Below are 15,231 nucleotides of genomic sequence, written 5' to 3' on the forward strand. Positions count from 1 at the left end.
ATCTTACTTGGTATGCGTGCAGATTTCGCTAGACATCAAAGTACGTCTGTAGAGTTAAAACGCGAATTCGATTGTATCCACCGCATTCTTTCCGCCTGTCTCCGGTTTATGACATTCAATGCGGTTTAGCTCAAGCTGTGGATTTTCCACGATTTGAGACAGCACCCGCAGGTAATCCTCGGACAGGGTACGAATCATCGTCTCTTTGAACAGTTTGGTGGCATAGAAGAAGCCTCCGCTCAGCGACCCGTTGTTTTCATACATAAACAGGGTTAGATCAAACTTGGCTTCTTCCAACTGGTCGAGTTCAACATTTTTCAGGTTGACCCCTTCCAGTTCGACGTCTTGTTCTTCGATATTTTGCAAGTCGAAAACAGCATCGAATAACGGGAAGCGGCCCGGTTCCCGCTTCACATTCAAACGCTCCACAAGCTCTTCGAACGGATAATCCTGGTTCTCAAAAGCACCCAAAGCTGTCTCCTTCACTTCTTCAAGGTAGGACAAAAACGTTTTGTCGCCTGAAGGACGATTGCGGAGCGCCAACGTATTAACAAACATCCCGATAACTGGCTCCAAATCGGCATTCGTTCTTCCCGCCACCGGGGTACCCACGATGATATCCTCTTGTCCGCTGTACTTGGAGAGCAACAAGGTATACGCCGCTAGTAGCACCATGTACAGCGTGCTTTCTTGCTGGGCTGCCAATTGACGCAATCGCTCAGAGAGAGAAGCATCAACGTCGAAATCCAGATGCATGCCTTCGTAATCGCGAATCGCAGACCGTTCATAGTCCATCGGTAAGTCGGCCCTTGGGAGCTCGCCTTCAAAGGCTTTCAGCCAGTACGCTTCCTGCCGCCCGATCCGGTCTTGGTAATCCTTAGAGTGTTGCCAAACAGCATAATCTTTGTATTGAATCCGTAGTGGAGGCAGTTCTTCACCGGCATATAAACTTGAGAACTCATCCATCACAATTGCCATCGATACGCCGTCGGACACAATATGATGCATATCGAACAGGAGAATATGCAGGTCCCGCTCCAGTTCTATAACCCCGGCGCGCAGAAGTGGCGGCTTGCCAAGGTCAAACGGGCGAACGAAGCCGCGAATGGTCTGCTCCATTTGAGTCACATCCTCTGGATCTGCTTGATGGTGTTCGATAGCAAAATCAACCTGCTGGTAAATGCGCTGAACCGCTTCACCCTTCATAACTTCAAAACCGGTACGTAGTGATTCATGGCGAGTTATCAATTTACGCATGGCATCTTCAAAACGCTCTAAATCAAACTCACCTTCCAACTGCACCAGTTCCGGCATGTTATAAAGCTGGTCTGCTCCGTCCAGCGTGTGCTGAATGAACAATCGCTTCTGCGCAGAGGAGAGAGGGTAGTATTCTCTCACATCCGCTTGAGGAATGGCGTCATGCTCCCGGCGCTCCATCCGGGCGACTACCTCGGCCATCGCTGCAATGGTCGAGTGACGGAATACGTCGCGCAGCGGCAGATTGACATTTAATTTCTTAAATACCTTGCCTGCCAATGACGTTGCCCGTAGAGAGTGACCACCAATGTCAAAGAAGTTCTCGTACACGCCGATCTCCTTCGTTAGCCCCAGCACCTCTTGCCAAATCGAGGCCAATTTTATTTCCAGTTTATTGCGCGGTGCGACATACTCCACTCCGCTTCCTGCCTCCCCTTCCGGGGCTGGCAACGCCTTCCGGTCAATTTTTCCGTTTGGTGTCAGAGGCAGATGCTCCATCCTCACGAAGTACGATGGGATCATATACCCCGGTAACTCTTGTGCCAGCGCTCCGCGCAGATCATTCACTACCAGATCCGTTCCCGTGTCCACTGTGTAATATGCACATAGCACTTTCTGCCCGTTTGCGTCATTTCGAACCAGCACCACGGCTTCGCGTACATTTTCCACCCGCAAGAGTTGTGACTCGATCTCGCCTGTTTCGATCCGATACCCCCGGATTTTTGCCTGGTTGTCCATCCGACCGATGAAGTCCACGTTGCCGTCTTTTGTCCATCTCGCCAAGTCTCCCGTGCGATACAAACGCTCACCTAAGGCGAAAGGGCTGTCTACGAACTTCTCCTCCGTTAATTCTGGACGGTTCAAGTATCCGCGCGAGACCCCAACTCCGCCAATAACCAACTCGCCCAGCACCCCGACAGGCACGGGATTTAAATGTGCATCCACAATGTAAAACTTCGCATTTAACCACGCCTTGCCGATAGGCACATGCCCTGTCTCGGGAAGCATTTCCAGTGGCTCATCATAGAAACTGGAGTCAATCGCCGCCTCAGTCACGCCGTAAGCGTTGATGATTCGGAATTGAGAGCCAAATCGTTCCTGCAAGGTTCGATAGTCTCCTACGCTGCAGCTGTCTGAACTTGTAATGAGCAGTTCCATCTGACTCATATCCAGCTGATTTTCATGCACATATTCCATAAACGGCACAATCAGCGCTGGCGTCGATTCAAAAATGGTCACTTGCTCCTGCTCGATCCAGTGGTGCAGACGCGATGGATCGATCCGGTCGTCCTTCGGCACAATGATCATTGCGCCTCCGTTGTACAGCGTGCGTGCAATATCACCCACGAACACGTCAAACGAGAAGCTAGCCAGCTGCAACAGCCGTACCCGGAACTGATCTAATCGGTATTCCCGTCGGTATCCTGCCGCCGTATTCACCAGGCTGCGGTGCTCGATCATGACGCCTTTAGGCTGTCCTGTCGTTCCCGACGTATAGATCACGTAGGCCAGATCCTCTGGTCGGGCTTCATGGAAATCATCCATGCCAGAACTCAGCGGCGCATTGGCCCGCTCCTCGCTGTACGATGCTTCGTCATCAAGATACAACACATCCGCCAACGCCAGTTCCTCTTCACCCAGCCAAGCTTCAGCACGCTCTCGCAGTGGCGTTTGCGTGAGTAGCACCTTCGCTCCGCTGTCTTGCAGCATGAACCTCACGCGGTCTGCCGGGTAATCCGGGTCGAGTGGTACATAAGCGCCGCCTGCTTTCCAGACGGCCAGCACGGCTACCAGCAAATCTACCGAACGTTCGGCAAGAATGCCGACGATGGATTCCCGGCCGATGCTACTTGCGCGCAGTGTAGCCGCCAAACGGTTCGCACGCTCATTCAGCTCCGCATACGTTAGACGGTCGTTCTCGTACACAACGGCCTCTGATTCAGGCGCTCGTTGCGCCTGTTCCTCAAACAGAAGGTGGAACGCAAGCGCTGGAGCCTTTTCTGCTTCTGGTTGTGCCGGGTTAAATGCGCTGAGCATTTCTTTTTCCTCAGCCGTTAACAAGCTCAGCTCAGCAATCTTCGCATCCGGACGGCTTACAATCGTGACGAGCAATTGCTCGTAATGTTTGGCCAGCCGTTCGATGGTCTCCCTTTTATAAAGAGCCGTCGCATATTCGAAGCTGTAATCCAAGCCGCCGTTCTCCTCACCCACATCCAAGCTAATATCAAACTTGGCGGTATCCATTGCGCTCGGATAAGAAGTCAAACGGAGCCCTTCCAACTCGAATTCCTCGTTCTCCGTATTCTGCATCGTAAACAACGTGTCAAACAGGGGATTACGGCTTAAATCACGGGTGACTTGCACCTTGTCCACCAATTCTTCGAACGGATAGTTTTGATGCTCGAAAGCATGAAGGGTCGTTTCTTTAATCTCGTTCAGGTATGACAGGAATGTCTTCTCCGAAGACGGATAACTGCGAATCGCCAGTGTATTCAAGAAAATCCCGATTAACGGTTGCACATCTCCATGGTTCCTTCCGGCAATTGGCGTACCAACAACTACATCTTCCTGACCTGAATATTTGTGCAGAAGCACGTTATAAGCAGCAAGCAACACCATGAACAGTGTCGTGCCCGTTTCTGAAGCCAACTGCTTCAGGGCATCGGTTTTCGAAACTTCTAAGAAAAACTCCAGTGTGTGACCATCGTAGCTCTGCACAGCAGGACGCGGATAATCGGTTGGCATTTCCAGCACCGGAAGTTCTCCTTGGAACATGTCCAGCCAGTACGTTTCCTGATGCTGAAGCCGTTCCTTCTGCTCCTGTGAATGTAGCCAAACGGAATAATCTTTGTACTGAATACGTAAAGGCTCCAGTTGTTCTCCCCCATACAAGCGGACGAATTCTTCAACAAAGATCTCCATCGATACACCGTCGGAAATAATATGATGCATATCGTACATTAGAATATGGCGTTCCGGAGCAAGCTGGACAAGGCCTACTCTCAGTAGCGGAGGTTTCGCCAAGTCAAACGGACGGACAAAACGATGAACGATCTCTTCGACCTCTTGCTCATCTGCTGAATAGAACTCCACGGCCAAATTCAAGTCTTGGTAAATCCGTTGCGCTGCTTCGCCATCCACCATCTCGAAACCGGTGCGCAACATTTCATGTCTATCCACGAGCTTACGGAATGCGTCTTCGAACCTTGCACGATCCAAAGCCCCCTCTAGCACCATGGCTTCCGGCATGTTGTAACTAAGCTCCGCACCTTCTAGTTGATTCAAAATAAAGAGACGTTTTTGAGCAAAAGATTGTGGGTACACCTCACGTCTCTCCGCCAGCGGAATAGCAACGAATTTCTGCTCATCTAGCCGGGAAATGGCAACCGCCATGTTCTCGATCATAGAATGACGAAACACCTCTCGCAGTGGCAGATCCACGTTTAACTCTTTATGAATCTTGCTGACCAGTGTCGTTGCCCGTAGGGAGTGACCGCCGATGTCGAAGAAGTTCTCGTACACGCCGATCTCCTTCGTAAGCCCCAGCACCTCCTGCCATATCGAGGCCAATTTTCTTTCTAGCTCATTGCGTGGTGCGACATACTCCGTTCCGCTTCCTGCCTCCCCTTCCGGCGCTGGCAACGCCTTCCGATCGATCTTTCCGTTCGGCGTCAGAGGCAGACACTCCATTTCCACGAAGTACGATGGAATCATGTATCCCGGCAACTCTTGTGCCAGTGCACCTCGCAGAACGTTCATTGCCAGATCCGTTCCCGTATTCGTTGTGTAATAAGCGCATAACATCTTCTGTCCTTCTCCATCAGTTCGAACCAGAACGACTGCTTCGCGAACACCTTCCACACGCAACAGCTTCGCTTCGACCTCACCTGTTTCAATCCGGTAGCCCCGAATTTTAGCCTGGTTGTCCATTCGACCGATGAAATCCACGTTGCCGTCTTCCATCCACCTCGCCAAGTCTCCTGTGCGATACAACCGCTCACCTGCGGCAAACGGACTGTCTACGAACTTCTCCTCTGTTAATTCTGGACGGTTCAAATATCCGCGCGAGACCCCAACTCCGCCGATAACCAGTTCGCCCAGCACCCCCACAGGCACCGGATTCAGGTGCGCATCCACAATGTAAAACTTCGCATTCAACCACGCTTTTCCGATAGGCACATGCCCTGTCTCGGGCAGCATTTCCAGTGACTCGTCGTAGAAACTGGAGTCAATCGCTGCTTCCGTTACGCCATAGGCGTTGATGATTCGGAATTGCGAGCCAAAACGTTCCTGCAAGGTTCGATAATCGGCTACGCTGCAGCTGTCCGAACTTGTGATGAGCAACTCCATCTGACTCATATCCAGCTGATTTTCATGCACATATTCCATGAATGGCACAATTAACGCTGGCGTCGATTCAAAAAGGGTCACCCGCTCTTGCTCGATCCAGTGGTGCAGACGCGACGGATCAATCCGGTCGTCCTTCGGCACAATGACCATCGTGCCTCCGTTATATAGCGTGCGTGCAATATCGCCCACGAACACGTCAAACGAGAAGCTGGCTAGCTGCAACAGCCGTACCGGGAACTGATCTAATCGGTATTCCCGTCGGTATCCTGCCGCCGTATTCACCAGGCTGCGGTGCTCAATCATGACGCCTTTGGGCTGTCCTGTCGTTCCCGACGTATAGATCACGTAGGCCAGATCCTCTGGACGGGCTTCGTGGAAACCATCCATACCAGAACTCATCGGCGCATTGGCCCGCTCATCGCTGTACGATGCTTCGTCGTCGAGGTACAGCACTGCCGACAAAGCCAGTTCCTCTTCAACGAGCCAAGCTTCGGCACGTTCTTGAAGTGGTTTCTGGGTGAGTAGTACCTTTGCTCCACTGTCTTCCAGCATGAACCGCACACGGTCTGCCGGGTAATCCGGGTCGAGCGGTACATACGCGCCGCCTGCTTTCCAGACAGCCAGCACGGCTACCAGCAAATCCACCGAACGTTCGGCGAAAATGCCGACGATGGATTCACGGCCAATGCCACTTGCTCGCAGTGTGGCCGCCAAACGGTTCGCCCGCTCGTTCAGCTCCGCATACGTTAGGCGGTCGTTTTCGTAAACGACGGCCTCCGATTCAGGCGCGTGCTGCGCCTGTTCCTCGAACAGACGGTGGAACGCAGCCGCGGGAGCCGTTTCTGCTTCGGGTTGCGCCGGGTTAAATGCGCTGATCAATTCTTCCTTTTCCGCTGTAGTCAACAGATGTAGCTCAGCAATCTTCGCATTCGGACGGCTTACGATCGTCGCAAGCAAATGTCCGAAATGAGCCTGAAGTCTTCGAATCGTGCTTTCTTTGTAAAGAGCCGTTGCGAATTCAAAGTTGCACTCCAACACGCCGTCTTCTTCTGTAACATCCACACTCAAGTCGAACTTGGCTGAGCCGTAGTCACTAGAGTACGGTGATAACTTCAGTCCTTTCAGTTCTATCTTTTTTTCCTCCAAGTTTTGCAGGGAGAACATCGTATCAAAGAGCGGGTTGCGGCTCAGATCACGAGTGACTTGCACTTTGTAGACAAGCTCTTCAAACGGGTAGTTCTGATGCTCGTAAGCTCCTAAAGTCGTTTCTTTCACTTCTTCCAAATACGAAAGGAAGGTTTTGTCCGCAGTCGGATAATTGCGAAGCGCCAGCGTATTAACGAACATTCCGATCAAAGGCTGTGTGTCGACATGTGTTCTGCCCGCAATCGACGTTCCGACGATCAAATCGTCTTGACCTGTGTATTTATGCAATAGCACGGTATATGCCGCAAGTAACACCATATATAGCGTCGTTCCTCTTTGAGCGGCCAGTTGCTTCAAACCTTCGTTCGTCTTCTCATCGACGAAAGATGTTAACGTCTGTCCTTCAAAACTTTGCACGGCAGGACGCGGGTAGTCGGTCGGCATCTCCAGCACTGGCAAATCGCCTTGGTAACGTTCCAACCAATAGCTTTCTTCCCGTTTCAACTGCTCCTTTTGCTCGTCTGACTGTTGCCATACCGCATAGTCCTTGTATTGAATGCGTAAAGGCTCTAATGTCTCGTCGCTGTATAGACGGACGAGTTCATCGACGAATACGTCCATCGAAACCCCGTCAGAGATAATATGGTGCATGTCAAACATCAGTAAATAACGTTCGGTCGCCAGCTCTACGAGTTTCGCTCGCAGCAGTGGAGGCTTCGCCAAGTCGAAAGGCTGGATGAAGGCCTGTACAACGTCTGGCGCTTCTTCCTCGTTCGCATGGCAGTACTCCACAGCAAAGTGGGCACTCTCATAAATGCGCTGTACTGCTTCGCCTTGCACGATCTCGAAGCCGGTTCGCAGCGTTTCGTGCCGTGCAATCAGTCCGCGGAAAGCCTTTTCCAGCAGACTCCGATCGATTGTTCCTTCCACCAGTAACACACCAGGCATGTTGTAGCTCTGATCTGCACCTTCAAGCTGATTTAGGATATACAACCGCTTCTGAGCTGATGAAAGTGGATAATATGCTCTTCTGTCTGCCAACGGAATCGACGAGAACGTCTGCTCTCCGATCCGGGATATAGCTAGGGCCATCTCTTCAATTGTCGAATAGCGAAATACGTCCCGCAGAGGCAACTCAACGTTCAACTCCTGGTGCACCTTACTTACGAGTGTTGTCGCCCGAAGTGAATGGCCGCCAAGGTCGAAGAAATTATCATGAACGCTAATGTGCGCGAGTCCGAGTACACTTTTCCAAATATCAGCCAGACTGGCTTCGAGTGGGGTCCGTGGTAGAGTCCCCTCTTCTCCAACCTGCAAGCTCTCCTCTGGCGCCGGGAGAGACCTGCGGTCAACCTTGCCGTTCGTTGTCAGCGGGAGTTGCTCTAGCTGGATCAAGTACGACGGAATCATATAGGCCGGTAGCTCCTGGGAAAGTACACTCTTCACCTCAGCCGCTGGAAGCTCAACGTCTGCTTCATAATACGCACAAAGTTGCTTTTCGCCGGAAGCACTCTCTCTGGCAAATACCGTTGTTTTCCGAATGCCCTCCACTTTCTGAAGCTGAGCTTCAATCTCGCCGAGTTCAATCCGGAAGCCACGAATCTTCACTTGGTCATCCGTCCGTCCAACGTATTCAATCGTACCGTCCGGCAACCATTTCGCTAAATCCCCCGTTCGGTACATGCGTGCTCCCGGTTCAAAAGGATGTTCCACGAATTTCTCTGCCGTCAGCTCAGGCCGGTTATTATAGCCCTGTACCAAGCCTTCTCCACCAACGCATAATTCGCCAGCCACACCGATCGGCAGAAGTTGGTTCCGGCTGTCCACGATATACACCGTTGTATTACTGATGGGTCTTCCTATAGGAACGGTAACGGCTGCGTCATCAATGAAGTCGACCGGAAGGTATGTGGTATACACTGTGCTTTCCGATGGGCCATACAGGTGGTTAAGTTTTCCCGGCCCGATATGGGAGAGCGCTTTACGCACATGGCCAACCGACACTCGCTCTCCTCCGAACAATATTGCCCGGACATCTCGCAAGCAGTCGATGTTCACATCTACAAGCACGTTGAAAAACGCCGTCGTTATCAGCATCACAGAAATATGCTCACGCTGAATGAGATCTGCAAGCTGACCAATCTCCAGCACAGTCTCACGGGGAACTAGTACCAACCGTGCTCCGTTGGTTAAAGCACCAAAAATATCGAAGATCGCTCCGTCAAACGAATAACTCGAAAGCTGGAGGACATGATCGTGCTCCGTGATGTCGATATAATTCGTATTTCGCACGATACGCACGATGTTACGATGTGAAACAAGGTTGCCTTTCGGCTTGCCTGTCGTGCCTGACGTATAGATGATGCATGCCAGATCTGTCGCTTCTGTGCCTGGATGTAGATCAGTGCTGTCCTCGTGATAGAAAAATTCATCATCCAATAAGATCACGGAGTCCGAATCCGCCAGACGTTCACGCAAGTGGCTCTGGGTCAGCATGACCTGAGCTCCCGAATCCTCGATCAGAAAACGGATACGCTCCTCTGGATATTCTGGATCAATTGGTACGTAACCCGCCCCGGCTTTGTGTGCCGCCAGCATACCCACCACCATTTCAATGGAACGCTCAGCCATAATAGCGACTAGTCTCCCTCGGGTTATCCCGTGACTACACAAGGTACGGGCAAGGCGGTTGACACGTTCATTCAGAGCGCGGTAAGTCATCTCGTATCCATTCAAGGTGACAGCAGTTGCATCCGGGATGCGCTCCGCTTGTTCCTGGAACAATTGAATGAGCGTCTTATCGCGAGGAAACGCTGTGGTGGTATCGTTAAAACGTTCGAGTAGGTCCGTCTTTTCTGCCTCCGTCACAAGTTCCAACTCACCCACCGCAATTTTCGGATTAGCCGTCACCTGCTCCAGCAGATGTAAGAGATGCCCCTTCAGTCGCTCGATACTATCTTTGTCGAACACTTCAGCATTAAAATCGAACCTGATTTCGATCTCGGCTCCTGGTGATACGGTCACGTTGAAGTTATAGTTCGTCTGCTCCTCCATCTGAACGTCTGCGATCGTCAGTTCCCCATGGTTCTGGTCGCCCGCTTGCTCCATCTGTTCATCTACAGGATAATTCTCGAAAGCGATGATATGGTTGATCAGGTTCTGCTTTTGCAAGCTGAGGGCTTGAATCTCATACAGCGGGTAGTAATCATAACTCCCGGACTCCAGCGCTCGCTCCTGAAGCTTCACCATCAAGTTGGAAAATACGGTGTCGGCTTCACTCGTGACACGAACCGGAACTGTATTGATAAACAGACCGATCATGGACTCGACGCCTGGAATCTCCACCGGTCTTCCGGCTACAACGCTACCAAATACGGCATCGTGGGTTCCGTTATATTTTTGCAACATCACACCCCATGTAGCCTGCAAAAGTGTATTTACCGTAACCAGGTGCTGTTTCGCTACCTGATCCATCCGTTCACTTAAATCCTTGCCCAGCAGAGCTGTGACGTGATCGGCTTTAAATCTGTTATGCGGCACTGATTCCTTTTGCCGTGGGAGTACCGTTTGCCCCTCATAACCTGCCAAGAATGCCGTCCAATAATCGGATGCTGCCTTATCGTCCTGCTTCTCCAACCATTCGATATAAGTACCGTAATCTGCTCCTTTATCTACCACCGGTTGCTCACCAGAGATCAAAGCAGAATATACCTCAAACAGCTCCTGTGTCAGCTGAGACAGACACCAACCATCCATTAAAATATGCTGGAAACTCCACAATACATGGTAGCTTTGCTCTTCAGTACGGAGGATCGTAAAGCGAACAAGTGCATCATGTTCCATGTCGAAGCCGCGAAGTTTGTCATCCTCAGCCTTTTTGTCCAGATAGGCCTGTTTCTGTTTTTCATCCATTTTCAAATGAAGCAACTCTTCATATTCGAAGCCAACTGGTTTATCACGGTACACAATTTGCAACGGCTCCCCTGTCGGACCTTTCACAAAATTCGCCCGTAACACCAGATGTCGTTTCGCAAGCTCCATCCAGCTTTTCTCGAAAAGCTGGACATTGAGTGCTCCCCGCATCGTAAATCGCGTCTGCTCGAAGTAAGCGGCTGTTTGCTGATCAAGCGCGCTGTGGAACCACATACCCTTTTGCATCGGCGTAAGCGAGTAAATATTTTCGATTTCTCCGAGATGACCGGAACGCTGAGCGATTTGCTCCAATGCTGTAACCGTCAAACCTTTAAATTGTACGTCGCTTGGTGTCAGTTCGGTATGTTCTTTCCCTACACAGTGCGCTATGAGCTCTCGGAGACTTTGCTCAAGTCCTTGAGCAAAAAATTCCATTGTTTCCTTCCGATACTGCTTTCGACTGTAGCTAAGATCAAGCGATAAAGCTCCGTCCAGCACCATGCCGTTAATATCCAGCACAAAGCTGCGGGCCTGCCGATCACTAGCCGGGCTACCACTGGAATAAGCAGATATGCCGATCTCATCTTGATTGACATCATCGTCGAACTGACCGAGGTAATTAAAATTAATTTCCGGCTCTGCGCCCCAAACCAAGCTATCCTCCGACTTGGAGAGATAACGGCATATGCCATAGCCAAGACCTTTGTTAGGAATGCGGCGCAAGCGTTCCTTGACCTGTTTAATCTGGTAGGCCAAATCCCGATCGCTTTCCGGCTCCAGGACCACTGGGAATTTGGTCGTAAACCAGCCAACTGTGCGATTAATGTCGATATCAGTTCCGATGGATTCACGTCCATGTCCTTCGAGATTGATCCGCACACGTTCGTGTCCTGTCCAATTACGAATGGCTATGCCGAGCGCCGTAATTAAAATATCATTCATTTCAGTGTTATAAGCTCGGTGAACCCGCTTCAGTAACAGCTCTGTTTCTTCGGGAGTTAGACGGACGAATAGTGATTCGCTGTCTTGTTGTGTCGTCATATCCGTCTCCATATCCTTAGGTATGGCAGGAACCTCAATTTGTTCCACGTCCTGCCAGTAGGCTCGCTCCTTCGCAAGCTCCGCACTTTGTGCGTAAGCGGCCAGTTGTTCTGACCAAGTGCGGTACGCATCCGTTTTCGCCGGGAAACGAATGTCCTCGTTTTTGACTGCCTGCTCGTAACCCAGTGCGAAATCCTCCATCAAAATACGCCAAGATACACCGTCCACCACGGCATGGTGAACCGTCAGTAACAGATGATCCCCATCCGCACACTGAAACAGTCCTGCTTTCATAAGAGGCCCATTCTCCAGATCAATACCTGCTTGAATGTCCGTTGCCTTCGCTTCCACAACCTGCCCGGTGTGTTGCTCATCCTTGAAGTCGAACACATCCAGCGTGAACAACCCGCCTTCCTGAATTGCTCGGTTCCGGGCGCTGAACCCTTGTTCCGTCTTACGGAATACCATTCGCAAAGCGTCATGATGTTCGGCCAGCTTTTGCAGTACATGTCCTACCGTTTCTTCGTCGAATCTGTCCTTTCGGTACAGCATCACCGACTGATTGAAATGATGGGAATCCACAAAGGAGCTCTCGAAAAACCATTGCTGGATCGGCGTCAGTACTGTTTCACCCGTAACTTCTCCTTGATCGATGGTACGTCCAATCGGTTTCACATGCAGACTGAGCTGTGAGATCGTCGGATATTTGAACAAATCCCGGATTTCCAGCTTGTACCCGGCTTGATGAAGACGCGAAGATACTTGAATGGACTTAATCGAGTCTCCACCAAGCTCAAAGAAGTGATCCGTTACCCCAACGCGATCAGCGTTCAATACGGCCTGCCATACATCAGCAAGAGTCCGCTCCACTTCATTTCGGGGAGCTACGTACTCGCCTCCAATCAGTGCATTTCCTTCTGGGGCAGGCAAAGCCTTGCGGTCAATTTTGTCGTTCGGCGTAAGGGGCATCCTTGGAAGCTGAACAAAATGGGCCGGAATCATGTAATTCGGCAAGTTTTGTGCCAGCGTGCTTCTCAGCTCACCTAGTGTAAGTGGGTGGCTCGCGACCAGGTAAGCACACAGTTCTTGGCCGCTTTTGCCATCCCTCGCTATTACGATTGTCTCCTGCACAGAGTCAATCTTCAGAAGTTGCTCTTCAATCTCCCCAATCTCGATTCGGAATCCACGGATTTTCACCTGATGGTCGATCCGTCCCAAATACTCCATATTTCCGTCTGGAAGCCAGCGGGCCAGATCTCCCGTCCGGTAAAGGCGTTCTCCCGGTACAAACGGATGTTCCACGAACTTCTCTGCCGTTAGCTCCGGTTGGTTCAGATAACCTCTCGCAAGTCCCACACCTGCCACGCACAACTCGCCGTCCACTCCTGGAGGTACAAGTTGCAGGTGAGCATCCAGAATAAAAATCTGGTGATTCGCCAGTGGCCGCCCGATCGGAATCACTCTGTGTTCCGGTTGCTCCTCATTCGCATCCCAAAGTGTCGTAACAATGGACGCTTCAGTAGGACCATAAGCATTGAAATAGTGAACCTTCGTTTTCCACTGTTGCACGAATTCGGCTGATACTGCCGAGCCTCCCGTTACGAGTTTCGTTAAACTAGGGAGTTGATCCGGGTGCAAATAAGCGCTATACGTTGGCGGCAAAATCGCCGCTGTAATTGCATGCTCATTCATATAATGCTCGAACAAACGAGTGTCGAGAATCGTTTCGGCTGTAGGAATGTACAAAGTCGCACCAAAGTAGAGCGCTTTGAACATTTCCCAGCAGGATGCATCGAATGACAGACTGGCGAATTGAACAATTCGGTCTCGCTCCGTAATACCAAGCTTGTCCGCAAACATCAATTTCAAGCTTACCAAGCCCCGATGCTCCAGCATGACTCCTTTGGGTTTGCCTGTCGTACCTGACGTATAGATGACATAAGCGAGGTCATTCGGGCCACTAGCGAGCTCCAGATCCGCCCCATCGTTGTCATAGGAGTTCTCGTCATCCAGTGCAAGAACAGTCCCTTTGAAAGGTACTTGGTGCATCAGCTCCCTTTGAGTCAGTAGCAGCTGCGCGTTAGAGTCCTCCAGAATGTATCGGATTCGTTCTTCCGGGTATTCGGGATCAATGGGTACGTAAGCACCGCCAGCTTTTAGAACCGCCAGAATACCAACAACCGTCTCCAGCGACCTCCTTACCATCAAGCCGACCAATTGATTGGGTAACACGCCGACGGATCGTAGCGTTCTCGCAAGCCGGTTAGCTCGTTCATTCAACTCCGCGTATGAAAGTTGCTGATTCTCAAAAACAACTGCCGTTGCTTCTGGCACCCGCTGTACCTGTTCTTCTATGAGTTGATGGATTGTCCAATCCCGGGCATAGTCCTGCTTGGTATCGTTAAAGCTTTGGAGCAATTTAATTTTCTCTTCTTCAGACAACATATCAATCTTCACGATGTCCAGTTCCAGCTCGTGGAGACCCACAGTTAGCAGGCTGTTGAGATGACCAACAACCCGAGTCATGAATTCAGAATCATATAAATGCTCGTTGTATAAAAGAGCTAACTGTATGGTCCCGCCGGTTATGCTGAACTCAAAAGAACAATCCGTGACCACATATGGTGTGATTTCATCCGTATGTAGCTCCTTTAGAGATACTAGTGTATGGATGATTGGCTTCCCGTCCTCATATTGCAAGTCCAGCTTCTCCGTCATTTTCGAGAAGGGAATATGTTGATGCTGAATCACTTCCGGTAAGGAAGTCCTCAATTCATTCAGAAGTGTTTTAAAAGTCACACCCGCCGCAAACGAGTTTTTTAATATGACGGTATGATTAATAGAGCGTCGCTGTTCCGTCTTTTTCGGTACAATCGGCATACCAACCAAAATGTCGGAAGCGCCTGTATATTTATATAAAAGTGACTGCACACCCGCAAGCATAATCATAAACGTCGCCAGCGGAGTCCCCTTACTCATTTGTAGGACACGTTGCGACGCTTTCTCTGAAAGCGAACCACTAACGGTTGTCATCATGGGTCTTAAAGGGCTTTGCGTTTTGCTGTAAGGTAACCGCGTCAGAATATCATCATCACTACCGAGTTTTTCGTTCCAAAACAACGTTTCTTTTTCAAAAGCCACCTGGATCGTTCCCCTCTCTTCATCGGTAAAAGCAATCCGGCAGAGCCTATGCCGCAGCAATGCTCCCCGCCTTTTCAAAATGTGACAACAATAGCTATGGCTTATGCCAAATCACCGCTTTGCTTATCCAATTGATCGCATATGGCAATCTTCTGCCTGGCAACGATCTCGAACGACTATCCTGCTTGAAAAAAATAGAGTCATCGTTTACGCAAAAGGTGTATGTGTTACTGACTCCCTTGCTTCAATATGTTTACTGTGAACACAGATGCCCCAAAACGGACCTTGCATTTAACCTTGGATTCGGAATTGGAATTAGAGGTGGACAAGGGAGGCTTCTCCCATTGATGTAAGACGTGCTGTAGGATTCCAGAGGCCAGCAGA

1 protein-coding gene is annotated in these 15,231 nt (G+C 50.5%); it reads right to left on the minus strand.

Annotated features, from left to right (window positions below; all coding sequences use genetic code 11):
- Window positions 1-54 precede the first annotated feature (54 nt).
- Complete coding sequence (locus tag BLQ13_RS24625; RefSeq protein ID WP_090924347.1) at window positions 55-14,907, minus strand: non-ribosomal peptide synthetase; 14,853 nt, start codon at window positions 14,905-14,907, stop codon at window positions 55-57.
- Window positions 14,908-15,231: the final 324 nt, after the last annotated feature.

Origin of the sequence: Paenibacillus polysaccharolyticus, from assembly GCF_900102085.1 — a bacterium.
Taxonomy (GTDB): Bacteria; Bacillota; Bacilli; order Paenibacillales; family Paenibacillaceae; genus Paenibacillus; species Paenibacillus polysaccharolyticus.